General features: G+C 55.7%; 25 protein-coding genes. 1 reads left to right on the top strand and 24 read right to left on the bottom strand.

Annotation, left to right across the window (positions count from 1 at the left end):
• From BLR08_RS04770 to BLR08_RS04740, 7 genes are all read right to left on the bottom strand, one after another.
• Positions 1 to 1,323 carry a CCA tRNA nucleotidyltransferase gene (locus BLR08_RS04770; protein ID WP_072327636.1) on the bottom strand — a complete coding sequence of 441 codons (1,323 nt, stop codon included), beginning with the start codon at positions 1,321 to 1,323 and terminating at the stop codon, positions 1 to 3.
• Between the two features lie 12 nt (positions 1,324 to 1,335).
• Positions 1,336 to 2,502 carry an N-acetyl-alpha-D-glucosaminyl L-malate synthase BshA gene (bshA, locus tag BLR08_RS04765; protein WP_072327637.1) on the bottom strand — a complete coding sequence of 389 codons (1,167 nt, stop codon included), beginning with the start codon at positions 2,500 to 2,502 and terminating at the stop codon, positions 1,336 to 1,338.
• A 51-nt stretch (positions 2,503 to 2,553) separates the two neighbouring features.
• Positions 2,554 to 3,249, bottom strand: a complete 696-nt coding sequence (gene bshB1, locus BLR08_RS04760) for a bacillithiol biosynthesis deacetylase BshB1 (RefSeq protein ID WP_072327638.1) — start codon at positions 3,247 to 3,249, stop codon at positions 2,554 to 2,556.
• Complete coding sequence (locus tag BLR08_RS04755) at positions 3,246 to 3,665, bottom strand: methylglyoxal synthase (protein ID WP_176835438.1); 420 nt, start codon at positions 3,663 to 3,665, stop codon at positions 3,246 to 3,248. Before BLR08_RS04755 ends, bshB1 begins: the two co-directional genes overlap by 4 nt.
• Positions 3,666 to 3,779: 114 nt before the next feature.
• Positions 3,780 to 4,586, bottom strand: a complete 807-nt coding sequence (gene dapB, locus BLR08_RS04750) for a 4-hydroxy-tetrahydrodipicolinate reductase (protein WP_072327640.1) — start codon at positions 4,584 to 4,586, stop codon at positions 3,780 to 3,782.
• Positions 4,567 to 5,139: a tetratricopeptide repeat protein gene (locus BLR08_RS04745; protein WP_072327641.1), complete on the bottom strand. Its 573-nt coding sequence runs from the start codon at positions 5,137 to 5,139 to the stop codon at positions 4,567 to 4,569. The genes dapB and BLR08_RS04745 overlap by 20 nt, the downstream gene beginning before the upstream one ends.
• A 91-nt stretch (positions 5,140 to 5,230) precedes the next feature.
• Positions 5,231 to 5,572: a nucleotide pyrophosphohydrolase gene (locus BLR08_RS04740; RefSeq protein WP_072327803.1), complete on the bottom strand. Its 342-nt coding sequence runs from the start codon at positions 5,570 to 5,572 to the stop codon at positions 5,231 to 5,233.
• A gap of 148 nt (positions 5,573 to 5,720) precedes the next feature.
• Between BLR08_RS04740 and BLR08_RS04735 the strand changes: the two genes are divergently transcribed.
• Positions 5,721 to 6,593, top strand: a complete 873-nt coding sequence (locus tag BLR08_RS04735; protein WP_371117099.1) for a YitT family protein — start codon at positions 5,721 to 5,723, stop codon at positions 6,591 to 6,593.
• Between the two features lie 8 nt (positions 6,594 to 6,601).
• Here the strand turns inward: BLR08_RS04735 and BLR08_RS04730 are convergent, their stop codons facing one another.
• From BLR08_RS04730 to hisC, 17 genes are all read right to left on the bottom strand, one after another.
• Positions 6,602 to 7,495, bottom strand: coding sequence for a sporulation protein YpjB (locus BLR08_RS04730; protein ID WP_090585894.1), 894 nt, complete (start codon positions 7,493 to 7,495; stop codon positions 6,602 to 6,604).
• Positions 7,496 to 7,574: 79 nt separating this feature from the next.
• Positions 7,575 to 8,234 carry a DUF1405 domain-containing protein gene (locus tag BLR08_RS04725; RefSeq protein ID WP_256257350.1) on the bottom strand — a complete coding sequence of 220 codons (660 nt, stop codon included), beginning with the start codon at positions 8,232 to 8,234 and terminating at the stop codon, positions 7,575 to 7,577.
• A 65-nt stretch (positions 8,235 to 8,299) separates the two neighbouring features.
• Complete coding sequence (locus BLR08_RS04720) at positions 8,300 to 9,184, bottom strand: menaquinol-cytochrome c reductase cytochrome b/c subunit (RefSeq protein ID WP_072327643.1); 885 nt, start codon at positions 9,182 to 9,184, stop codon at positions 8,300 to 8,302.
• Positions 9,185 to 9,264: 80 nt separating this feature from the next.
• Positions 9,265 to 9,936, bottom strand: a complete 672-nt coding sequence (gene qcrB, locus BLR08_RS04715) for a menaquinol-cytochrome c reductase cytochrome b subunit (protein ID WP_072327644.1) — start codon at positions 9,934 to 9,936, stop codon at positions 9,265 to 9,267.
• A gap of 19 nt (positions 9,937 to 9,955) precedes the next feature.
• The gene (locus BLR08_RS04710) at positions 9,956 to 10,501 is read right to left on the bottom strand and encodes a QcrA and Rieske domain-containing protein (protein WP_072327645.1); all 546 of its coding nucleotides are present in this window, start codon (positions 10,499 to 10,501) and stop codon (positions 9,956 to 9,958) included.
• 240 nt (positions 10,502 to 10,741) lie between these two features.
• Complete coding sequence (locus BLR08_RS04705) at positions 10,742 to 11,200, bottom strand: DUF2487 family protein (RefSeq protein WP_072327646.1); 459 nt, start codon at positions 11,198 to 11,200, stop codon at positions 10,742 to 10,744.
• An 86-nt stretch (positions 11,201 to 11,286) separates the two neighbouring features.
• Positions 11,287 to 11,520, bottom strand: coding sequence for an IDEAL domain-containing protein (locus tag BLR08_RS04700; RefSeq protein ID WP_072327647.1), 234 nt, complete (start codon positions 11,518 to 11,520; stop codon positions 11,287 to 11,289).
• A gap of 55 nt (positions 11,521 to 11,575) precedes the next feature.
• The gene (locus tag BLR08_RS04695; protein WP_072327648.1) at positions 11,576 to 12,088 is read right to left on the bottom strand and encodes a gamma carbonic anhydrase family protein; all 513 of its coding nucleotides are present in this window, start codon (positions 12,086 to 12,088) and stop codon (positions 11,576 to 11,578) included.
• A gap of 47 nt (positions 12,089 to 12,135) precedes the next feature.
• Positions 12,136 to 13,269, bottom strand: a complete 1,134-nt coding sequence (locus BLR08_RS04690) for a hypothetical protein (protein ID WP_072327649.1) — start codon at positions 13,267 to 13,269, stop codon at positions 12,136 to 12,138.
• Positions 13,270 to 13,428: 159 nt separating this feature from the next.
• Positions 13,429 to 14,037, bottom strand: coding sequence for a histidine phosphatase family protein (locus tag BLR08_RS04685; RefSeq protein ID WP_072327650.1), 609 nt, complete (start codon positions 14,035 to 14,037; stop codon positions 13,429 to 13,431).
• Between the two features lie 24 nt (positions 14,038 to 14,061).
• A complete protein-coding gene (locus tag BLR08_RS04680; protein ID WP_072327651.1) occupies positions 14,062 to 14,688 on the bottom strand; it encodes an anti-sigma factor family protein in 627 nt (208 codons plus the stop codon).
• Entirely contained in the window at positions 14,685 to 15,278 is a 594-nt protein-coding gene (locus BLR08_RS04675) for an RNA polymerase sigma factor (RefSeq protein WP_072327652.1), read from the bottom strand. Before BLR08_RS04675 ends, BLR08_RS04680 begins: the two co-directional genes overlap by 4 nt.
• A 338-nt stretch (positions 15,279 to 15,616) precedes the next feature.
• Positions 15,617 to 17,263, bottom strand: a complete 1,647-nt coding sequence (locus tag BLR08_RS04670; protein ID WP_072327653.1) for an extracellular solute-binding protein — start codon at positions 17,261 to 17,263, stop codon at positions 15,617 to 15,619.
• On the bottom strand, positions 17,253 to 18,371 hold the full coding sequence (locus BLR08_RS04665; RefSeq protein ID WP_072327654.1) for a response regulator: 1,119 nt from the start codon (positions 18,369 to 18,371) through the stop codon (positions 17,253 to 17,255). Before BLR08_RS04665 ends, BLR08_RS04670 begins: the two co-directional genes overlap by 11 nt.
• Complete coding sequence (locus BLR08_RS04660) at positions 18,346 to 20,106, bottom strand: sensor histidine kinase (RefSeq protein ID WP_072327655.1); 1,761 nt, start codon at positions 20,104 to 20,106, stop codon at positions 18,346 to 18,348. The genes BLR08_RS04665 and BLR08_RS04660 overlap by 26 nt, the downstream gene beginning before the upstream one ends.
• 262 nt (positions 20,107 to 20,368) lie before the next feature.
• The gene (locus BLR08_RS04655) at positions 20,369 to 21,457 is read right to left on the bottom strand and encodes a prephenate dehydrogenase (RefSeq protein WP_072327656.1); all 1,089 of its coding nucleotides are present in this window, start codon (positions 21,455 to 21,457) and stop codon (positions 20,369 to 20,371) included.
• Entirely contained in the window at positions 21,454 to 22,554 is a 1,101-nt protein-coding gene (gene hisC, locus BLR08_RS04650) for a histidinol-phosphate transaminase (protein ID WP_072327657.1), read from the bottom strand. Before hisC ends, BLR08_RS04655 begins: the two co-directional genes overlap by 4 nt.
• Between the last annotated feature and the right edge of the window lie 204 nt (positions 22,555 to 22,758).

Here is a 22,758-nt window from a genome sequence, read left to right as displayed (position 1 = left end):
TTAGTCCGTCTCCCGGTATTCGTGATATAGCTCTTCCGCCGCATCCAGAAGAGCGTCCTTCTCATTGGGCAGCAGTCCCACAGCCGTCTTCTCCAGCAGATCATGAAGCAATTGGCCTGTCCAGGGCCCGCCCCTCAGCTGCAGCCTGTGCAGCACATCCTGGCCGGTCACGGCCAGCCCGGCCAGCGTGGCGACCGGCATCCCCTCCAGCCAGGAGGCCCCGCTGCCCGTCCAGGCATTGACGAACGGCTCAGCCGCGCCAGCAGCGAAAGAAGGGTCCAGCCGCAGCAGCCGCAGCAGCGAGCCCAGGGCCGGCTTGCCGAAGCGGACAGCCGCGCGCAGCCAGAGGACGCGCGCGGCGGAACGCTCCGGCGCGGAGCCGGCGTCCTCGGCCGCCCGGCCCTGCTCCGCCAGCCAATCGCGCGCTGCCAGAATAGCCGTCATAAAGCCGATCTGCCGCCCGGAGAAGGTCAGCAGCTTCATGTCTGCCTGGCACTGCTGAGGCGTGGCGGACAAGCGTCCGTAAACATATGCCAGGCGATGCTCCGCATCTGGCAACGGGTCCAGGCCGGGCCATGCGGACGGCTCCTCGGGACCGGACAGCTGCCCCCACAGCAGTGGGCTTTTCGAGTATCGCAGAAGCTTGCTGCCCGCCAGCAGCCGGAGCGCCCGGTTCGGATCGCGTCCGGCCATCATCCTCTCCAGCTCGGCGCGCACCCGCTCCATGGCAATATGCGCCAGCAGCGGGGCCGATTTTGTGAGCGCCGCCCAGGATTCCTCTTCCACTTCGAGCCCATACTCCGCCGCGAACCGGATACAGCGCAGCATGCGCAGCGCATCCTCCGAGAAGCGCTCGGCCGCCGAGCCGACACAGCGCAGGAGCCCCCGTTCCAGGTCCTCCCGGCCGCCGAACGGGTCCACGATCTGACCGCGCACATCCATGGCCATTGCGTTCATCGTAAAGTCGCGGCGGCGCAAATCCTCTTCCAGCTCGGTGATATATTCAACCGACTGCGGACGCCGATAGTCCGCATAGCCGGCTTCCTTGCGGAACGTCGTCACTTCGAACGGCTGCTTGCCGAGCACCACCGTAACGGTCCCATGCTGGAGGCCGGTCGGTACCGTTCGCTCGAATAAGGCTACGACACGCTCCGGCACTGCCGAGGTGGCAATATCATAGTCCTTGACCGGCCGCTTCAGCCATTCGTCCCGCACGCAGCCTCCGACCAGATAAGCTTCATAGCCTGCCTCTCCGAGTCTGGCGACGATCTGCAAGGCATGCTCCTTCAGCAACCGCTGCTTCTCCAGGCCTGATTCAGCCATTGGTCGGGTCCTCTAGCACTGCAAGGGCTTCTCGCGAAGCTCAAGGGGAACAGGGCGGCCCAGCACTTGATAATACAGCTCTTCATATTGCCTTGTTATTACGTCATTGCAGAAGGTGAACCGCGCGCGGTGCAGGCAGGCTTCCCTCATCGTCTGATAAGCGGATTCATTTTTCAGCAAAGCGATCGCGAGCTGCGACATGAGGTCCACATCGCCGATCTCGGCCAGATAGCCGGTCTCGCCATGGGTGATCAGCTCCGGGATGCCGCCTGCGTTCGAGGCGATCGTAGGCACCCCGCAAGCCATGGCCTCCAGCGCCACCAGCCCGAAGCTTTCCTTTTCCGAAGGAAGCAGCATAAGATCGGCAAGGGAGAGCAGCTGAGCCACATCATCCTGCTTCCCGCAGAAGGTGACTCTGTCCAGCAGCCCCCGCTCCTTGACCTTGCAGAGCACCTTGGACAGCTCGGGGCCTTCCCCTACGAACAACAGACGAGCCGGCACTTCCTTGCGGACCTGATCGAAAATTTCAACCACATCGGTAACCCGCTTGACCGGCCGAAAGTTCGAGATATGAATCAAAATCTTTTCATCCGGATGGGCAAACTCCTTGCGCAAGCCCGTAACTTCACGCGGGTAATACACCCGCTTGTCGACAAAGTTATACGCCAGCTCGATCGGCTTCTCAATTCCGAGCAGCTGTCTCGTCTCGCGGATCAAATCATCCGATACGGCCGTCACCGCGTCGCTGCCGTTAATCGCGTACCGGATCAGATCGCTCAGCGATTCATCCTGCGCCAGCACCGTAATATCCGTGCCGTGCAGCGTCGTTACGACCTTAAGCTGGTCTCCGACCATCTGCTTGGCGAGCAGCGCGCAGACGGCATGGGGGATCGCATAATGAACATGGAGCAGGTCGAGCTTTTCTTGCTTGACCACCTGGGCCAGCTTGCTGGCGAGCGACAGGTCATAGGGCGGGTATTTAAACACGTAATAGTCGTTGACTTCGACCTCGTGATAGAAAATGTTTTTGTCGAATTTGCCAAGACGGAACGGCATGCTGTGCGTGATAAAGTGTACCTGATGTCCTTTCTCAGCCAGCAGCTTGCCAAGCTCGGTCGCCACGACGCCGGAGCCTCCGAGTGTCGGATAACAGGTAATGCCGATTTTTAACCGATCCATGGGTGCTGCCTCCTTCCGGAATTGGAATCTCGTGCTTGGCCTGTGCCCGTCTTATTGAAAGCGAACAGGCATATAAGGCAATTTCGTTATAAAACCTTCTGCATAAGCTACGGAACGCTTTTGTCCGAGCAACGAATCGCGGGCTTCGACCCGCTCCAGATAGCCTTGATTGAGCGGCGTGCGCACGACATCCGCGCCGGATGTCTCGAATTGCGAGCGATAAGCCCGCAGCGAAGCTTGCTTGGAAGCATAGACCGAGGAGACGTCGATCATCACGTCCGGCTCCGCCGTGTCATTAATGAAATAAAAATACGTCTCTTCTACCGTATGCGCCGGCAGCTCAGGCATATACTTGCGCAGCTTCGCATTGAAGACCGCCTCCTGGACAAGCCGGCTGCACGCCGTATGGTCCGGATGGCGGTCCTCCCAATACGGCGCGAAGACAACGCGTGGCCGGTGGAGCCGGATTTCGGCAACGATGCGCTGGATAAAGGCCGGGTCGGACACCAGTCCGCGGTCCGGCAGCTCCAGGTTGCTGCGCGAGGCGAGACCGAGCGCGCGCGCCGCCTCTTCGGCCTCCGCCCGCCTGCGCTCTATCGTGCCGTTGGACGACATCTCAGCGAGCGTAAGGTCGCAGACTCCGATCCGGCAGCCTGCTTTCGCATGCTTCGCTATCGTCCCGCCCATGCCAATCTCCGCATCGTCCGCATGAGCGCCGAAGACGAGAAAATCGAGCTTGAGCGTCATTCCTCCACACCCGGCTTATACTTATGTACAAGCTCACGCCAGGCGAAATCTCCGCGATCCAGCGCCTTAACGAGAATTTCTCCGGTTGCAATATTCGTCGCGCAGGGGATGCCCTGCACATCGCATAATCTCAGCAGCGCGATAATATCAGGCTCATGGGGCTGCGCCATCAGCGGATCCCGGAGGAAGATGATCAGATCCATCTCATTGGTCGCTACGAGCGCGCCGATCTGCTGGTCGCCTCCAAGGGGCCCGGACATAAAGCGATGCACCTGAAGATTCGTTTGCTCCATGATGCGTGTTCCGGTCGTGCCTGTCGCATATAGCTTGTGATGTTCGAATACATGCTCGTAGGCAATAACGAAATTGACCATTTCGTCCTTCTTGCGGTCATGCGCGATTAGCGCGATGTTCATAGCCATGAACGGCAATCCTCCTTAGGATATCCTGCTTTCCGTATGGAAACACGAGGCAAGCGGATCGGTTCTGACAGACACCGCATCCAGCCGCCTCTATGCTCAGCTCACTCTTTAGTCGATGAAATGCTCAAAGCCGTAGACCAGTCCCTCGTAGGTCATGACCTTCTTGACGGCGACATTCACTCCCGGCATATATCCGGCCCGCTCGTAGGAATCATGGCGGATCTTCAGCGTCTGGCCGAAGTCGCCGAAGACGACTTCCTGCTGCGCAAACACGCCGGGCAGACGAACGCTATGTATGCGGAATCCGTCGTAATACCCGCCCCGCGCGCCCTGGATGGTCTCCTCCTCTTTGGGATTGCCCTGACGCAGCTCGCCGCGGACCTGGGAGATCATCTCGGCCGTCTTGACCGACGTTCCTGAAGGCGCGTCCAGCTTCTGATCTCCGTGATACTCGATAATCTCCACATGAGGCATATATTTAGCAGCCTGGGCTGCGAATTTCATCATGAGAATAGCGCCGATCGAGAAGTTCGGTGCGATAAGGCCGCCGATCCCGCCGGCTTTGCACTGCTTGTCCATCTCCTCGATATCCTGCGGCGTGAACCCCGTCGTGCCGATCACCGGACGAACCTGATGCTTGATGGCAAGCCTTGTGTTGGCCACAGCCGATTGCGGCGTCGTAAAGTCGACGAGAACATCGGGCTTAGCCTCGACAAGGGCCAATTCCAGATCAGTTGTCACTTCGACGCCGCACGGCTCCATCCCGACCAGTCGGCCTGCATCGATTTGCCGGGCAGTTTGGGCTACTGCAGCCACCAGCTCTAATAGCGGGTCGGCCAATACCATTTTTACAACCTCACGCCCCATACGGCCGCTTGCTCCGGCTACCGCCACTTTAATTTTCATCTGCTCCATCCTTCTGCTTCCTCTCCTTCTGCACTCCCGTTGTTGAATGACGCTGCATATCCTTTTTCCACTTAAGCTCATATTCCGAGAGCAGCCGGCTGCCGATCGCATGATCCGGGTCCAGCTTCAGCAAATCTTTAACGGCCCGGATCGCCAAATGCATTTCACCCAGGCGCGCATACGCGACGGCCAGCAGCAGGAATGCTTCCTGAGACAGCGGGTCCATCTCTACCGCTTGTTGGACAAGCGAGACAGCCAGCCATAGCCGCTCATCCGATTCCTCGAACAGCTTCTCCGCTTGAACGAGCAGCGCCTTCGCCTGCAGATGCTGCAGGTGAAAGAAATAATGCTCATCCTGCGGCTCCAGCGCAGAAGCCTGACCCGCGTGGTGAATAGCCTTCTGCAGCTTGTTGCTGCGGGCATACGTAATCGACAGCTTATAATGATACGAAGCGCACTCCGGCTTCAGCGCGATTGCGGTCTCGAACCAGCGGATCGCTTGCTCGAAGTCATGCTGCAGTATCGACTCATAGGCTTTCTTAATCGCAAATTCCCCGTCCATGCCGTCCTCCCCTTTCTATACAAAATTGCGGGAGAAAAAGCCGGCTGCCGGAACGGCCGTACGGTAAGAGGTGTGATACAGCATATGTCGCTTATTGCGAATCGGTGTTCAATTTCGTCCAGCGATTCGCATCGCGGGTCTGGAATTTATGCATGACCTGGTCATGCGCCTTCGTCAGATCAATCCCCATCGAGTTGGCGAAGCAGATCGTGATGAATAAGATATCGCCGAGCTCAAGCTCGATTGAATTGTCCTCCTCCGAGGCCTTCTTGGGCTTCTCCCCGAACTGGTGGTTCACCTCTCGGGCCAGCTCTCCGACCTCTTCTGTCATGCGCGCGAGCATGGACAACGGACTGAAATAACCCTCTTTAAATTGAGATATGTAAGCATGGACCTCATCCTGCAGATCCCTTAACGTGCGTTCTTTCTCCATATCCGTATTGTTCACCAGCCTTAGCGTTCATGTTCTGACATTGCCCGGTTTTCCGCGAAACGTCAACTCCATGTTAACGCAAACCAAGGCGTCATGACAAATTTTTTTTGCAAAACCAGGAGATGCTACGGATAAAGGAGGGACTGCATTGAAGAGCTTACGATACGGGGAGCTGCTGCGGAATCTGCTTCCTATCATGGTCGGTACGGCAATTTATGCCTTTGGCCTTCATTATTTCGTCATAGCCAACGAGCTGATGGAAGGCGGAATTACCGGCGTAGCGCTGCTGCTTCATTATATAGCGGGAATCCCCCCTTCCATCACGACACTAGTCATCAATATCCCGCTGTTCGTACTCGGCTGGAGGCTGCTCGGCAAAGCTTCGATATTCTACACCATTTGCGGCACCTTGCTGCTGGCCGCTTTTTTATGGATCATGGAGCGGCTGATAGGGGCCGGGCTTATCGTACCTTTCCGAACAGAAAGCGATACGTTTCTTGTGTCCGCCTATGCGGGGCTCACTTTGGGGATCGGTTTGGGGCTCGTATTTCGTTATGGGGGGACGACGGGAGGGTCGGATATCGTGGCCCGGATCTTGCATAAGAAGAAGGGGTGGAGTGTCGGCCGGCTTATTCTTGCGACCGACGCGGTTGTTCTTGGCGCCTCCCTCCTTTTTTTGCCGAAAGAAAAAATCATGTACACGCTCGTCGTCGTTTTCATAACGGCCAAAATCATCGATATCCTGATCGAAGGCGCTTATGCGGCTAGAGCGTTCACCGTGATCTCCGACCATACGCACCGCTTGGCGGAAACGATCACAGCGGAGCTGGACCGGGGAGTCACGTTATTCCCGGCTGTCGGCGCCTTCTCCGGGCAACCGAAAGATGTGCTTTATTGCGTCGTCGCTTTAAGTGAAATCAAAAGGCTTAAAGACCTTATCCACGCCATCGACCCCCGTGCGTTTGTCATTATAACGGAGGTTCACGATGTTGTCGGCGAAGGCTTTAAGCCTGTATCGTGACAAAACAGCTAAATGCTCTGCCTATATTCGTTATTTTTTTCGCGCTTGACGGCTACGAGACCATTGTTTTTTTTCGACAGCTTCCAACCGGCGAAGCCCAGAGCGGCCAGAATGAATGAGCCGAGTCCCAGCGTCCAGAGGATAGGATTTTGCGGCTCGGGATAAGGCAGATAAGCCGTCGTTTCGCGTTTCATAAACAGCTTATCCAGCATTTGGCGCATGGGCGGCACCGCATTGAGCACATTGCGGGTCGAGGCCTGCTGACTGGAAATTTGGGCTCGTACAAATGTGAGAAGCGAATCCATCTTCTCCACATCCTCGGCCGGACGGCTGATCACAAGACTCGGATGAACCACCGCATAATGCTGATCCAGATGCTGGAACTTGTCCTGCAGCGTATGCCTCTCATTGGCTTTGGCGGCCAGCTCCATCGCGTCCAGATCGTCCTGGAGAGGCTTGTAAAGCTGCAGCCACAGCGGCTGGCTCGTATGGGCCAGCGCATCGGCAGCCAGCCTGATCTTGGCGGCGGCTACCTGCCCGGCCGCCGAATCGAACTTCGCGGCCGCCAGCACTCGCTTGGCCTCGGAGACGGTTTCCGTCAAGGCATTCATGCCTTCCACCGTCGTCACGCCTTCGAACGGGATTTGCGTGACTTGATCGCCGATCTGCTGCAGCACGACAAGTCCGCCTTGCGCATCGCCTTTTTGCATCCGCTGGTACAGCTCTTCAGCGGTCTCATTCAGCAGCTTGATATGCTGCTTCTGCTGCTCGTCCCGCTTAATCGCCGGCTCCGGCTCAGCGCTTGACGATTGCTTATTGAGCAGGCTGCAGCCTCCAAGCCATGGCACGAGCATCACCATCAACCCAATTCCAATGCCTATCCTTCTCCATCTTCCGCTCATGGACATCCCCTCCTACATAAATCCTATGGAGGGGATGTCCGCTTTAGACCGAATTTGCGAGTTTCACCGCTTAGCGTCTTTACTTTCGCGTACGCATCAGCCAGACGGCTGTGGCGATTGCTATGCCAATCAGACTAAGGCCGACGGTAAACCATTGAATGGTTGTCAGATCATCCTGGAGCACCTCGGCCAGCCAAGGAAACACGCCGACTCCGTAGTCCATCGCATCATTCCAGAGCGACCATGCGCCAACGATCACGACCGCGCCAAGCGAGAACCGGTAGAAGCGGACGTAGAGCAGCGCTTCGGCCGCCATCCCCAGATGGGACAAAGTCAGCATCCAGTCTTGACCGCTTACCGCCTCCCCCTGCCACGCGCCGGCCCAGATCATGGCCACAGCCCAGATTCCATACTTAAAGGACGTGATTAAAGCGAATGCCTCGACGACACCGCGGCCCAGGCCGACCCGCTCGGGCGGAATGGCAAATCCGCGGCCGGCATCGATGTCTTTCAGCAGATACAGCAGGAACAAGGAAAAGAACAAACTGGCCGTCGGACTGTCCGGTACAAACGGCAGCAAGGCGGGACCGAATGCTTCCCAAGTAAAAGCAAGCTGATTGCCGTACCAGATGTACCCGTAGACCGTACCCGGCACGTTAACAAGGAGCATGAGAAGCAGCATCAAGCGTCCGCCCAGAAAAGCGCGGCTTACGAAATAGGACAAGCGCCAACCGTCCAACTTATAGCTCCCCTTCTTTGTGGTATACAAAAGCCTGACCGTTAACTGACGGTCAGGCTTTGTGTTTACTTTTTCTGTTTGCTAAGCCAGTCAGCCAATTTGTCGATATCATCGGCAGTCAAGCCTTTGGCGATATTGGCGTCGTACTGAGCCTGCATGTTGCCTTTGCCATTTTTGATAATGTCCAGAATGGCCGCTTTGTCATGGCCGTCGCCTACGCCGCGCAGCGCCGGGATTTTAGCGGAAGGCATACCCTTCAAATCTCCGCCGTGGCATTGCAAGCAAGTGGACTTCTGGTAGATCGAAGCTGCCGGATCATCAGGCGCCACGATAGCGGCGGCCTGCGAAGCTGCCGGCTTCTTGACCGGACTTCCGCCGCCTTCGCCTCCGGACGCGTGCATCTCCTGCTCGCGCTTGATATGCTCCGGGATCAGGTTTTTGGCAGCCAGCTCGTGCTGGTAATGCTGCCAGGAGTAAACCGTCAAATAAGTTACCGCGGCCAAGCTCAGAAACATCAGCGTGCTGGCAATCGGACGCTTGTAGAATTTTCTTTCCTTGCCCGTATCCAGGAACGGAGCGAGCAGCAAGGCGCCGAACAAAATTCCCGGAACGCCTACCGTACCGAGCACGACCCAGCTTCCGGACGTGTAAGGATATTTGAGCAGCTGGTACATAAACAGGAAGTACCAGTCAGGCATCGGGATGATTTCGGTGTTCGTCGGGTCAGCCGGGTAACCCAGCGGCGCCGCTTCGGACATAACAAGCACCAGAATTCCCATCAATACGACGACCCCTACCATCCATTCCTTCAGCAGGAAGTTCGGAATAAATACTTCCGATTTCCCCGGATAAGCCGAGAAGTCCTGCGGGATCATTCTCGAGCTTTTCGCTTGAACGCGGGAATCGCCAACATAAACGATTTTTTCGTCAGATTTATGACCGTGAGCCACGTATCGCCCCTCCTTCTTGTGTTCTCATGAGCCTGCCTAAGCAGCTTGGTAAGTCCGTGCGATCCTAGGAAGCGTATGGCTTAGAGCGGACCGGAAATCCCTTGCTTACGGATCATGATAAAGTGACCGGCGAGCAGAGCAAGCAGCGCACCCGGCAGGAAGAACACGTGCAAGGCAAAGAATCTCGTCAACGTCTGAGCCCCGACGATCTCGCCGCCCTGCAGCAGCGTCTTGGCATACGGACCGATGTACGGTGCCGATTCAACAATTTTGAGCGTAACGCTTGTTGCAAAGTATGCTTTATTGTCCCAAGGCAGCAGATAGCCTGTCAGCCCGAGACCCAGCATAACGAAGAAAATCAGCATGCCGACTACCCAGTTCATCTCGCGCGGAGCTTTATACGAACCGGTAAAGAAAACGCGGAGCGTATGTAAGAACATCATCACGATAACCAGACTGGCGCCCCAGTGATGCATACCGCGTACGATAACGCCGAATGCCACCTTATGCTGCAAGTAGTCAACGCTTGCATAGGCATTAATAATATCCGGTACATAATACATCGTCAGGAACATACCGGACAGGATTTGAATAACTGTGATGAAGAACGTCAAGCCGCCGAAGCAGTACACGAACGCAGAAAAATGATGCGCGGGGTTAACGTGCTCGGGCACCTCATGATCCGCGACATCTCTCCACAGCGGCGTGATATCCAGGCGTTCATCGATCCAGTTATAAATGCTTTTAATCATCTGATGCTACGCCTCCTTTCTACACCCGTTTGTTCGGACCAAGCTGGCCGACATATACGAAGCCTTGCTCCACTTTGACTTCATACTGGTCAAGCGGTGCGTTCGCAACAGCCAGATGCTTGCCGTCAACCGTGTAATGCGCTCCGTGACAAGGACAGTAATACTGATCCTTGAACTCGGGATTCGAATTCCAGTTAACCGTACAGCCCAGATGCTTACAGGTCGGATTCAAAGCAAACACTTGTCCGTCGCTGCCTTTGGCAATCCAAGCCTCAAGCTCCGGTTCGCTCGCATACCAGCCGTCGACTTGCTGAACCTTGAACTTAAACACTTTCGGTTCGTTCGTAATCTTGGAATCTTCCACAACCTTGACCCAATCCGCTTGCTTCTTGGGCTGAAGGACCGGGTCCACTGCAAACCGAATCATAGGCACAAGCATACCCGCGCCCATGAAAGCTCCTGCTCCGCCAAGGGTGTAGGAAAGAAACTGGCGTCTGGACATTTCCCGACGTTTCACCGGCTTCTCGCCATGATGCGGCGAATCGTGATTCGTATGATCGTTCATTCTCGTTCTACCCCCTTTTGCAACATATATCAGTCGTTCGACATAACTTTACACCAGATACTAGGACATAACTAATAATAGCCTACGTCACTGGGTGCGTCAAGAATGGAGACAAGACTTCGCACCGTGGAAAACAAGGGGTTCAGAACAGTTTTAACATAATTGTCACAACTGTCCCACAGCAGCGCGAAACCGTGCTCCTACATAGAATTAACACCCTTGGCACAGATCATACATGGTTCACACGGATTCCCTGCCCAGCCAAAGTTTCGTCAGGCTTTCCGCAATCGACCGCTTCGCATCCGCCCCAAGTCTCGCCATGTCCTCCCGCGTCAGCCGGAGCACCAGATCCGCTTCGGACGCCCGCAGCCCGGCCTCCAGAGCATCGTCCGGGGATGCGGTAACGAGCACGACATAGCGGAAGCCGGCAAGCTTCATCCGGGCGCAGGCGTCCTGAACAAGCAGCTGCGCCGCCGCCGCGGCTTGTCCCCCGCCCGTATAATGCATGGCCGGATATGTGACGGTTCTTCCCTTGAACGGAATTTCGATCAGATCCAGCACATCTCTGAGCACCTCGAGCGCATCCGCCGCCTCCACAGGGGATTCGGAGCCCTCAAGGCCTGTCACCGGGATCAGCGCCGTATCCAGATAAGGCTTCAGCTCGGGCCAGGCCGCCGTTTCGATTTCACTAAATTTCACCGTTTCACCTTCTTTCCGCTTCTAACTTTAACACAGAAAAAAAGACATATGAATGGTCCTCATATGTCTTTTTAGCAAATTATCAATTATTTGTTCTCTATCTGGCCCGTTTCTTGTGTATGAAGAGATCCTTTGACCTGGGAGCGCAGCAAATTGAGTTCGGTCGTGAGGGCAAGAAAGGATGATTCGTCTCCCGCAGCCAAAGCCTGATCGATTTCATGATACAACCGCTTTTCCCTGTAGCTGCGAACGGCTTCATCCAGCACCATTTCAGCAAACAAACTCAGCATCATGTCATTTGTCACGTTCATTTTGCCCATGAGTACCTACCTCCAAACCGGGTCATATGAGAATCTTTCTCCGTCAAGGCGAGCGTTACTCTTGGCCCTTCCGATACTCCTCGGCCTTCTCGCAATAGCTCTCCGTCGTCCGTTTCATCCTGGCCAGATCCGCATCCGTCAACGTTCGGACCTGCTTGGCCGGCGACCCGAGCCACAAGCTATTGGAGGGCACCGAGCGATTCTCGGTAATTAGCGACCCCGCCCCTATTAAAGCATATTCATCAATCTTGGCTCCGTTAAGTACAATAGCCCCCATGCCGATTAATGTACCCTTGCCTATATGGCAGCCGTGAATAATGGCCCCATGTCCGACTGATACCTCGGATTCGACGATCAGGGGCTGGTCCGTATTTACATGCCCGATACAGCCGTCTTGAATGTTGGAGCGCCTCCCGATGCGAATTGGAGCCAGATCGCCCCGCAGCACCGTGTTGTACCAGATACTGGCTCCTTCTTCAATAACTACATCACCGATCAGTTGTACGCCCGCTGCCAGAAATACGCTCGGATGGACCTGCGGATACTTGCCATTATAGCTGTGCAGCATGTTCATCGCTCCCCGGTTCAATTGTCGGAGAGATTGTAGCAAGCCGCCTACTTGTTGTCAATCGGAAGCACAATCTGCTCATTGTCGGCCACATAGGTTCCCTCAATGATCCCTGCGCCCAGCCGTGTTACCTGCAGCACCCTGCCTTCCCGTTCATCCTCCCCGATGCGGATCAATCCCAGATGCATCATCATCTGAAGGATGCGCTGCTCCAGGATCGAGTCCGGGGTATCGTAATAGAACGGTCGGATCAGCGGCCCCAGCGTGCTTCTGACGGAGCTGAGCGTAACCCAGGAAGAAGCCAGCTTCTGCAGCCAGTGCACGATCGACTGCAGGCCGGGAACCGGTCCTTTATAGAGCCTTAACCAGAATCGAAATAGTTGAACCGTGTCTTCCCGGCGCTCCTCGCGGACGGCTTCCCGGCCTTTTTCGGTTAGCGCCAGCACCTGGTGATGCTCGGTAATCAGATCATTGAAGTAGCAGTAATCATAGATGAAGGAAAAGCGGTTCGGGTAATCACGGAACATGCGGCCGTAGCCGAAGCGCCATGCCGTTTTGCCGACAGGCTCCTCACGGACGGCCAGACTGTCTAGGATTTGCTGCAAATTCCGCTTGTACATGACCGACTCGCCCGTCAGCATCATATCTTGTCCCTGCAAAATGCGGAGGAATCCCAGAATATCGCCAGCAAGCAGCTTCTGTTCATCCCGGTAGGCAATCGGCTCGTCCGTTCGCACAAGCGTCTGCTCGAAGCGCTTGCCCAGCGCTGCAACAAATCTTCGCCTCAGGTCCGCGGGGACTTCGAACAAATACCGGGTTTGCTGGGAATAACCGTTGAACAGCCAGCCGCGGTGTTTAAATCGCGCGATCATGTCCCGCGGATTCCACTCTGCCGGTCCTTCTCCCTGGTCCTGGTCGAAGCGGCTTTGCCGGACTCGGGCGAGCAGCTCCTCCAGACTGAAGGATCCCCTTTGATCGAACAGCAGCGAATTCAGAAAACGGATATCTTCCATCGACAGCTCCTCCACGAACCGGTCCAGCACATCGCGCCGTCCGACACGGGAGAGGATGGATTGGATCAGCTCGTGCTTGGAGTGGCCGTTGCATTCGCATTCATAGGTTCCTGCAATCCGGCCCAGATCATGAATGTCAGCGTAGCTCAACATATCGGCTAAATTCATGCTTGACGCTTCCCTTCGCAGCTCCCTTCCGAGGTCGGGAGGCATTTCAATCTTACTAATCAGTATGGGAATTTGTTCAGAATTTAAACGTGCGTCCGACAAAAAAAAGCCGCCATGCTCCTCGTCACGAGGTTCATGAAGGCTTAACGTTCATGCGGTTCAGAGCGCCTGGGCTCCCTGTTTATCGGTATCCGTCTGCGCCAGATGGGCGGTGCAATTGAGCAGCTGAAACTCCCAACCCGCGCTCGTCCGCTGCATAACGGTAAACGATGTGTTCATCAGATGCGTATCCAGCGCCTGTCGGCGGATGGATTCGATAACTGGAGCGATGTAGCCGCCATGGCTGACGATCAGCAGCCTCTCACCCTGATGCTCCTGCTCCGTATCCGCCAGAAATGACTGCCAGCGCTGCAGCAGCAGCGCGTCGGGCTCCATGCCGACATCGGCCGTTCTCCACTGCTCGCCCCATCTGGCGATTCTTTCTTCGAGCGTCGTTCCTTCGATCAGACCGAAGGAACGTTCCCTTAGCCGGGCGTCAACCTTCAGCAAAGGAATGCCGGTTACGGCCTCGATCCGCTGCGCCGTTTCCTTGGCTCTCTGCAGATCGCTCGCTATAATGCCGTCCCAGCTCTCTCCCTTGAGGCGGCCCGCGAGACGGTCGGCCTGAAGTCTTCCGATCTCTGCCAGCGGCGTATCCATCTGGCCCTGCATGCGTCCCGCCAGATTCCACTCCGTCGTTCCGTGGCGGATAAATCCGATACTGATCATAGCCGCTGCCTCCCGCTTGTAACTCTAATGTCTTGTTCGTGAGAACCAATTCATGATCAGCAGCGTGCAGGTAAGTCCAAGCAAGGAGAGGAACAGCAAATACTCGCCCATGCTGTGGATCGGCCCAACCTGATACGTGAACGGCTTGTTAAAGCCCTTCAAGCTTGCTACCGCCGTCGGCATCGCGTGTACGTTCAGCGATTCGGCCTGGCTGCCGGATGCCGCTACCACCGGATCACCGATCCGTCCGAAGACCGGAGACTCAGGCAGCGCAGCTTCGAATGACTGGTTGTAGTTAACCGAAATCCAGAAGGTAAATAAAAATGCCATCATACAAACGGCGATCGCGGCCGTCATATTGCGTCTGAGCTTGGACGAAAACTGATACAGCCGATCCGTCACTGGCACTCTCCAGGCTTCGTCCCGATAGATCCGATCCATGACCGAGGAAGACATTCCTTTGCTGGGCAGCAGAGGCTCCTCGTTATCGGCGATGGCCCGAATAAGCATCGTGCTCTCCTGCCACATGTCGAACTCTTCGGCGCAGGCGCTGCAATGGATCAGATGCTCATCCACCTCCCGCCTTCTCGGATCCTCTTCGGGCAGATCCCAATAAATCCCGAACCTCTCCTGAATATGTTCGCATGTCATCGTTGATTCATCCCCTCATACTCCTCAAAAATCGGTTCAAGCAGGTAAGGCTCGAGCTGAAGCTTCACGCTTGCCCTCGCTCTGAACAGCAAGGACTTGACGGAGCTCACAGTCTGCCCCAATATATTCGCGATTTCCTGATAATCCAGCTGATCGTATTCGCGCAAAATAAGCGCGCTCCGCTGCTTCTCCGGCAAATTATTGATCGCTTCCCGGACCATGGTCACCTTCTCGTTGCGAAGAGCCGTCTGCTCCGGCTGCGCCTCCAATGCCGTTTGCGGCGTATAGCCGCTCTGCTCCAGCGATACTTTCACGTTCTTATGCTTGCGCAGCTCGCTTAACACCGTGTTGCGAGCGATGGTATACAGCCAGGTAGAGAACGTCGCCTCGACCTCGCGGAACGAATGCAGGCTGCGGTAAGCCTTGTAGAACGTTTCGTTGCACAGATCCTCGGCCAGCGACTCCATCTGCGAGCTTTTGAGCATATGATAGATGAAAGCTAATATTTTACGTTCGTAACGGCGCATCAGTTCATTGTACATCTGTACATTGCCGTCCTTTATTTCTCGGATCAACTGGGAATCGGTCATGCCTTAGGCGACCCTCCTTGTGATTCCCGCTTGCTCCCTGTGACGACATCCCATTTTACCGGAGGAGGAGCAAAAAGTTGCGGTATTTCTTAAAATTTTTTTAGAAATTATTCCATCCCTCGTAGTATTCGAGACGATGAGTCAAAACTCCTGCTTTGTCGAACCATGTTTATCCATTTCCTGCAAAAAAAAAGACCGCCTGATCAATCAGGCGGGTGCACAGTGTGCAAGTTTTCGGATAGGAGTGGAGAGAAACCATACTGTACTTTTATTATATGTATCCGTTTTCAATTTGTCAACGCTTTTTTTGAAAACGTTTCCCTGATTCAAAAAAACATTTATGGGCTTTGCCGGTCCCATTCGTTAACCTCGCGCGTAATATCGGCTCCTCCGAGCGCAAACCATTGTTCAGCGAACTCGTCTAACGCATCCGCCTTCGCTTTGCCGTACACAATCTTCAAATAGGTTTCCTTCTCCAGCTTTTTCAGCAGCGGCCATTTCAGCGCCATCGTCCGGGTATGGGGGCCTACGAACTGATCCCGCTGGGAATGCTCCGTCTGCTTGGCGCCTACAATTCGCCCCTCCAGATACAGCTTGGAAGACGTCGCTGCGAGCCGCTGCTCATAGGGCGTTTCCACATGCCCCCGGTATACCCGGCTCTCCAGGCTTTCTCCCTGTATCACATGCGGCGGCGTGCTGCCCGGTCCGAACAGCAGATAGCTGGAGATCGAATGATTGGAGCCGGGAAAATCGAACACCGGCTTGCCGTCCTTCATGATATAATCGTACCCTTCCCCGAAGCCGTAGCGGAAATCGGACTCGGGATCTTCGATAAATGCACCGTACACTGCATCCCAATAAGCGAACACGGCATCCATGCGCGTAAATCCCGCACGGAAAAAATAGCTGCCGTATGACATCTTGGAACCGACCCGGCCAATCTTTCCTTCGGGGCCGCTCGGATAGGGAATCGGCTTCATCACCGCCCCCGGATTGGCTGCCGCCGTCTCGACAAGCGGCCAGCCCCCCATCCAGCCAGGCCCCGAGATAATCCCGGCCACGCCTGAGGTAACCAGCGAAGCCGCCTTGTCTTCATCATGCGTGCCGAAATCCGGATCGATATAGCCCTTTTCGTACCAGTCGTTCAACTTGATCAAAGCCGGCTTGACCTGCGGCTGTACCGACCCGTAAGAGAGCGTGCCGTCCTTGGTCCGGTTCCACTGATAAGGCTGGTCTCCGTAGGCGCCGAACAGAAAGCTCGCATCCCCCATCCAGCCGTTCAGCGTATTTTTACCGGCAAGCGCCAATCCTCTCGTATCGGCTTTCCCGTTGCCGTCAGGGTCCCCGTAAGTGAAGGCGTCCAGCACTTGCTCCAATTCCTCGATGGTGGCGGGCGGCTTCAGATTCAGCTTGTCCAGCCAATCCTGCCGCACCCATAAGATCGGATCACCCACGACGCCGTCGGAGATTTGCGGCAAGCCCCATGCCTTTCCATGCACCATCACCGTTCTCCATACCTCCGGATTTTTCTCATAGGCTTCCTTGACTCGAGGCGGGGCATACGTTTCGAAGGCCTGCTCGATATCCATGATTTTACCGGAATCCACGAGACTCTCGAGCAGCTCGGGGATATCGTGATTGGTTAGAAACAGCACATCCGGCAACTCTTCCCCTTCGGATAAAGCCAGCTTGATCCGGGTTGTCAACGCTTCGTTTTGTTCCGTAACGATCCATTTGTTTTTCTGTATGATTCCGAGACGATCCTTCGCCCAGCGGGTGATCGGATTATTTTCCGTCGTATCGCTCCCGCTGAGCGCGCCGAAGTCCCGAAGCGCTTTGGCCGTCGTGATGACTACCGGGGGATCGAAGAGCGGCCGCTGCCCGGTCGGCTGCTGCTCCTGCACGCTGCTCTCTCCCCGGCAGCCCGTGATGAGTATAGCCAGCAATGCGGCCGTACCGATCAGACGTATTGGCTTAACCCTCATCTTTCCTACCCTCCTGCCTTTGTCCGAGACGGGCCAGCGGAACTCGAATATGGAGCAGCGTCCCGCTCGGAGCGGAGCTGGCGGATAAGGTCAGCACGCCTCCCAGCGGCTTCAGCCGCTCCTGCATCGCCGTCAAGCCGAAGCCGTGCGCGCGTCCGTCGTACGGCTTGCCGTCATTCCATAACGAAAACCGGAGCTCGTCTTCCTTCACTTGCAGCCGGAACTGAAAATAGCCGCCCCGCCCATGCCTGACCCCGTTCGTAATCCCTTCCTGCAGCGCCCTGTACAGCACTTGGCGCAGCCTTTGGTCCAAGACAGCCTCCGGGAGCTCGATACTCGCCTTGATCGTAATATCCGCCGTCCGCTCGGCTTCGCCGATCAGCTGCAGGAGCTCCGACTCCAGATTGCCTTGCGCCTCAGGCTGCCTGATCGTCCAGACGGTCTCGCGGATATCCTGCAGCCCCTTGCGCACCAGCTCTTGCGACTGCTCCAGGCGCTCCAGCCCCCGTCTTCCGTCGATGGCCCACAAACGCTTCGCAGCTTCCAGCTGCACCAGCGTTGCCGTCAGCGTGTGACCGAATATATCGTGAATATCGTAGGCGATCCGCTCCCGTTCCGCAGCCACGGATTGCTCGGTGCTCGTCCGCGCTTCGAACAAGTCCGCCTTCAGCTGAGGCAGCTGCCGATCCAAAGTTTCCTTCGCCCTCTCCAACTCGGCTTCCTTAAGCAGACGTTGGCTGCGCTTGTCCGCCAGCGTACGCACGACGTTCAGCAGTTCTTCATCGCGCACAGGCTTAATCAGGTAGCTGACGGCCTGCAGCTCGATCGCCCGCTTCGCGTACTGGAATTCGGCGAAGCCGGTCAACAGAATGCAGTCGATATGCGGCCAGCGCTCCCGCACCTGCTCCACCAGCTCCAGACCCGACATAACCGGCATCCGGATATCGGTAACGACCACATGGATGTCATGCCCGGCGATCCGCTCCAGCGCCTCGTGGCCGGAATACGCCTGATACACGTGCTGTACCCCGTGCTGCCGCCAATCGATTGTCGTCGCCATACTTTCCACCAGATGCTTATGATCATCCACGAGCAGAATCGACAGCATGCTCCCCACCTCCTTCTACTTGTAACTGCTTGCGCCATTGCAGACGCGCCCGGACGCCCCCGAGCGGCGAGGGCTCCATGCGCAGTCCCGATTCCTTGCCGAATTGGTAACGCAGCCGCTGGTTGACGTTCCACAGCCCGAAGCTGTCGCCCTGGGCTTCCTCCGCCGCTAGCTGGGCGTTCAGCCGCTCCAGCTTGTCATCTGTCAAGCCGCTTCCGTCATCCTCGACCGTGATGGTATAGTACTCCTGCTCTTCAGCGGCATGAATGCGGATTTCGCCATTCTCCAGCTTGGTTTCCAAGCCGTGAATGATGGCATTCTCCACAATCGGCTGAATCAGCAGCCGCGGGATGACCAATCGTTCCATCGTCGGGGGGACGGATACCGTGCAGCGGATTTTGTTCAGCTGATCGTTCATGATCCGGATGTACGAGCTGACGAAGTCCAGCTCTTCCTTGAGCGTCGTTGTCATCGTGACATTCCGGGCGGTATATTTATAATAATCGGCCAAACTGTAGGCCATTGACACTACCGGCTCGCTGCGCTTCATTTTGGCCATGCTGATGATGTAGGCCAGACAGTTGTACAGAAAATGCGGATTGATCTGGGATTGCAGCTGCTTCATCACAGCCTCCTTGGCCCGGATTTCCTCGAAGTAAACCTTCTCGACCAGATGCTGGATTTGCTCGGCCATCTCATTAAACTGGACGCTCAGCTCGTGAAACTCCTGCTTCGGATTCAGCTTCACCCGGGTGGAGAAACGGCCCTGCTTCAGCTGCCGTACGCTGGCCGTCAGCAGCTTGATCGGAATCTGCAGATGCACATACATCAGAAATACCGCTACGCCGCCCACCAGAAGCAGCATCGCCGCAGTCACATAAAATAAATACCGGCTGCGGGTAACCGGCGCCAAAATGTCCTCCAGCGGCACGTAGTCCACCAACGTCCAGTTGATTTTGGGAGAGGTAAAGAAATAGACCAAATATTTTTTATTATCCAGTATAATCATCTCGTGCTTTTTGTCGGAGCTGCTCGCCGACCAATCATAGGCCTCCGTAATTTGCCTGGCCATCGTCTCATTCGAGCTTCCGTTCATGATAAACTGGCCGGGGGCTTTGAATAGAAAAGGATCATTATTGCCCTTCGTCTTGAAGCTGTCCAGCAGAGCGACGATATTATCTTCCATCAGATCCACCTCTACGATGATGGAAGCCTTCTTCAGATCGGATATTCCCGCGTAAGGCTCGACGAAAAAACGGGAAAACGCCCGCTTTTCGATCCCGTTCACGCTTACCTCGCGAAATCTCCATTCACTGGTCATCCGCTCCCGCAAATAAGCTTCATCATACTGAATCGCCGTATGCGAAGAAAGCGCCCTGCCGCTGGCGGGAAAGTACAAATTGATGCGGCTCATCCAGTCGGAGGAAAGTCCGAATAGGCCGAGTTTCCTTTCCACCGCTTCCGCCAGAGTCGAATAGTCATACCGGTTGGCTGGAAGCGCATTCGCCGCCAGCTCGGCAAAATCGGAATCTTTGGTTAGAATATTCGAGTATTTCGACACCTGATCCAGCGTATCCTCGATTTCCTTGATAAAATGCTCAAGCCGGTCCTGATTCGCCAGATTGATCTGGTCCTCCACTACCCCGATGCTTTGCTCATTGGCATAAGTATACAGCACGATAACGGCCGCCATCAGCAATGTAATCAACAAGATGATTTTTGTAACCAGATTCATATGATTTACGGCGACCCCTTCTCCCGTATTCCTGTCTCTTAGAGTCAGCTTAATGGAAAAGCGGTAGAAATTCAATGACTTTGGGGTTGAATTCATCTCGGTCCGAGCATAGCCGCTTGATAATTTCTTAAGAAAAATCTATCCAACGGCAGATCCTTAACTATCTCCGCGTGCTGCTCCTCCGCTGCGCTCCCCCTCCTCCTGTACCCTTTCCTTTGGTAGTTGGGAAGTATCCACATTTTCTGCTACGCAAAAAAAAAGACTACACGTAAACCGCGTAGTCTTTCTTCAACAACTCAATCGCCTTGTCCATATCGCCTTCCTCGCGGAAGGACAAGCGAAGCACGCCAGGCACGTTCTCCCGGCTTTCGATGACCTGGATGTTGCTCAAGTTCACCCGGTGGCTGCCGAGCAGCATCGTGATCTGCCCGATCACTCCGGGATGATCCGGAACATCCACATAAATATCGTAGAACGATTGCATAACGCCTTTGCGCCGTTCCGGCAGGCTGCTGCGGAATGTGCCGGCCTGTTGAAACTCCCGCTCGATTCCGCTGCCGTCTTCGTCTTCGATCAGCTTGACGAAACCGGCGATCTCTGCATTCCAGTCCTTCAGCAGCCGAAGCACCGCCTCTTTATTGGTCAGCAAAATATCGCGCCAGATGATCGGATCGCTGGACGCGATCCGGGTAATATCCCGGAAGCCGCCGGCGGCCAGAATCTGATACAGCTCGTTCGATTCGTTGTAGCGCGCAATTTGATTGACCAGCGCCACCGCGATAATATGCGGAAGATGACTGATCGCTCCGACAATCTCGTCATGAAGCACCGGCTCCACCTTGACCAGATGCGCCCGCGTATGCTCGAGCAGCTTCGCCAGCCGGTCGTAGGCGTCAGGCGGCGTATCCGCTGCCGGCGTCAATACGTAAAACGCGTTCTCGAACAGACGTGAGCTTGCCGCCTCGACACCGGACTTCTCCTTGCCCGCCATCGGATGTCCGCCGATGAAATACGCTCCGCCAAAATCTAGAGCCGCTGCGCCGGACGCCACGGCGGCCTTGGTGCTGCCCACATCGGTGATCACGCAGCCCGGCTTCAGCTTCAGCTCCGCCAGCTTATGCAGGTACTGTTCCAAATTGCCTACAGGGACGCATAAGAAGATAAAATCGGCGTCCGCCGCAGCCTCTTCCAGAGAGGTCGTTGCGTAATCTACGACCTCCCTCTTCATGTATTTCTCTACGGAAGCCGGGTTATTGGAATGACCGACGATGTGCAGACCGGGCTTGCCCTTGAAGGAAAGCGCCAGCGAGCCGCCGATCAGGCCGACTCCGAATATCGCGATTTTCGTCATGAAGCGTTCACTTCGCCCAGCGTATGACGGAGAGCGTCCAGGAATTTGGCATTTTGCTCGTCGCTGCCTACCGTTACCCGGATTTTCGTCGGATAACCCCAGCTCGGATCGTGACGCACGATAATGCCTTGGCGAAGAAGGCTTTGGAAGACGGCGCCGCCCGGACGCTGCACATCCACCATGACGAAGTTGCCATGCGCGTCAAAATAGGAAAGCCCCAGCTCGTCGAATGCGGACTTCAGCTGCTCGATTCCTTTGGCATTGGCCTCGCGGCAAGATGCAAGGAAGTCGGTGTCGCGAACCGAAGCAAGCGCAGCCTTTTGCGCGTAGGTCGTCGTGTTGAAAGGCTCGCGAACCTGATTAACAGAGCGGATCAGCTCCGCGGACCCTACCCCGTATCCGATGCGCAGCGAAGCAAGTCCGAAAATTTTCGAGAACGTGCGCAGCACGACGATGTTTTTGTATTTGTCCAGCAGCTTGATGCTGTCCGGGAATTGTCCGCTGACATTATACTCGACATACGCTTCGTCAAGCACGACCATGACCCGATCCGGCACCGCGTCCAGGAAAGACGTAATCTCGCTTGCTGTCAGCATCGTGCCTGTCGGATTGTTCGGATTGCAAACCCAGACGATCTTGGTCTTGTCCGTAATCTTCGCCAGCATCGCACTCAGGTCATGCTTGCCGTCCGCATCGACCGGCACTTCAATGACCTTGGCGCCTTCGACCTCAGCGTTGTGCTTGTACTGCGGGAAGGTCGGAAATGCGGTAATCGTCTCGTCCTCGGGCGTCAGGAAAGCGCGCGCGATCATCAAAATGACCTCGTCCGAGCCGGCGCCGAAGATGATCTGGTTCGGCTGAACGCCAAGCTCCTGCGCGACTGCCTGGGTCAGCTCCACGGCTCCGCCGTCCGGATAGATGCTCGTCTGCTCAACGGCCGCCAGGATCGCTTCCTTTGCCTTCGGCGAGCAGCCGAACGGATTTTCATTGGACGCCAGCTTGATGACTTCGGTCAAGCCAAGCTCGCGTTTGACTTCATCGATCGGTTTGCCCGGCTGATAGACCGGGAGATGCACAATATTTTTTTTGGGCTGCATGCTAGTAGTCACCTCATTGAAATGGGTTCGATGAACAAATGCTCGTTAGACTATGTACAGGGAAACAGTCGGATACCATTTTACCTCATTTGGCAGAGCCGTTCCAGCCATTTTTTTCTGTGAAGCGGTGAAGGACGACAATAGTGAGGCGCAAGTAACAGAAATCCCCCGGAATCATCGGATTCACGGGGGATTTCTTCCGCA

The sequence above is a fragment of the Paenibacillus sp. cl123 genome (genome assembly GCF_900101595.1).
Taxonomy (GTDB): Bacteria; Bacillota; Bacilli; order Paenibacillales; family NBRC-103111; genus Paenibacillus_G.
Note: the sequence above shows the minus strand (reverse complement) of the source record. Positions and strands in the feature narration are given on the sequence as shown.

What these genes read in the sequence shown, in the direction of transcription:
- bshB1 (WP_072327638.1), bottom strand. Translation starts at nt 3,249, where the DNA reads ATGACGCTCAAGCTCGATTTTCTCGTCTTCGGCGCTCATGCGGACGAT.
- hisC (WP_072327657.1), bottom strand. Translation starts at nt 22,554, where the DNA reads ATGCAGCCCAAAAAAAATATTGTGCATCTCCCGGTCTATCAGCCGGGC.
- qcrB (WP_072327644.1), bottom strand. Translation starts at nt 9,936, where the DNA reads ATGATTAAAAGCATTTATAACTGGATCGATGAACGCCTGGATATCACG.
- BLR08_RS04710 (WP_072327645.1), bottom strand. Translation starts at nt 10,501, where the DNA reads ATGAACGATCATACGAATCACGATTCGCCGCATCATGGCGAGAAGCCG.
- BLR08_RS04730 (WP_090585894.1), bottom strand. Translation starts at nt 7,495, where the DNA reads ATGAGCGGAAGATGGAGAAGGATAGGCATTGGAATTGGGTTGATGGTG.
- BLR08_RS04665 (WP_072327654.1), bottom strand. Translation starts at nt 18,371, where the DNA reads ATGCTGTCGATTCTGCTCGTGGATGATCATAAGCATCTGGTGGAAAGT.
- BLR08_RS04655 (WP_072327656.1), bottom strand. Translation starts at nt 21,457, where the DNA reads ATGACGAAAATCGCGATATTCGGAGTCGGCCTGATCGGCGGCTCGCTG.
- BLR08_RS04660 (WP_072327655.1), bottom strand. Translation starts at nt 20,106, where the DNA reads ATGAATCTGGTTACAAAAATCATCTTGTTGATTACATTGCTGATGGCG.
- BLR08_RS04675 (WP_072327652.1), bottom strand. Translation starts at nt 15,278, where the DNA reads ATGACCGATTCCCAGTTGATCCGAGAAATAAAGGACGGCAATGTACAG.
- bshA (WP_072327637.1), bottom strand. Translation starts at nt 2,502, where the DNA reads ATGGATCGGTTAAAAATCGGCATTACCTGTTATCCGACACTCGGAGGC.
- BLR08_RS04680 (WP_072327651.1), bottom strand. Translation starts at nt 14,688, where the DNA reads ATGACATGCGAACATATTCAGGAGAGGTTCGGGATTTATTGGGATCTG.
- BLR08_RS04745 (WP_072327641.1), bottom strand. Translation starts at nt 5,139, where the DNA reads ATGGACGGGGAATTTGCGATTAAGAAAGCCTATGAGTCGATACTGCAG.
- BLR08_RS04690 (WP_072327649.1), bottom strand. Translation starts at nt 13,269, where the DNA reads ATGAATTTAGCCGATATGTTGAGCTACGCTGACATTCATGATCTGGGC.
- BLR08_RS04770 (WP_072327636.1), bottom strand. Translation starts at nt 1,323, where the DNA reads ATGGCTGAATCAGGCCTGGAGAAGCAGCGGTTGCTGAAGGAGCATGCC.
- BLR08_RS04700 (WP_072327647.1), bottom strand. Translation starts at nt 11,520, where the DNA reads ATGGGCAAAATGAACGTGACAAATGACATGATGCTGAGTTTGTTTGCT.
- BLR08_RS04740 (WP_072327803.1), bottom strand. Translation starts at nt 5,572, where the DNA reads ATGGAGAAAGAACGCACGTTAAGGGATCTGCAGGATGAGGTCCATGCT.
- BLR08_RS04755 (WP_176835438.1), bottom strand. Translation starts at nt 3,665, where the DNA reads ATGAACATCGCGCTAATCGCGCATGACCGCAAGAAGGACGAAATGGTC.
- BLR08_RS04670 (WP_072327653.1), bottom strand. Translation starts at nt 17,263, where the DNA reads ATGAGGGTTAAGCCAATACGTCTGATCGGTACGGCCGCATTGCTGGCT.
- BLR08_RS04685 (WP_072327650.1), bottom strand. Translation starts at nt 14,037, where the DNA reads ATGATCAGTATCGGATTTATCCGCCACGGAACGACGGAGTGGAATCTG.
- BLR08_RS04695 (WP_072327648.1), bottom strand. Translation starts at nt 12,088, where the DNA reads ATGCTGCACAGCTATAATGGCAAGTATCCGCAGGTCCATCCGAGCGTA.
- dapB (WP_072327640.1), bottom strand. Translation starts at nt 4,586, where the DNA reads ATGGAGCAGATGAAAATTAAAGTGGCGGTAGCCGGAGCAAGCGGCCGT.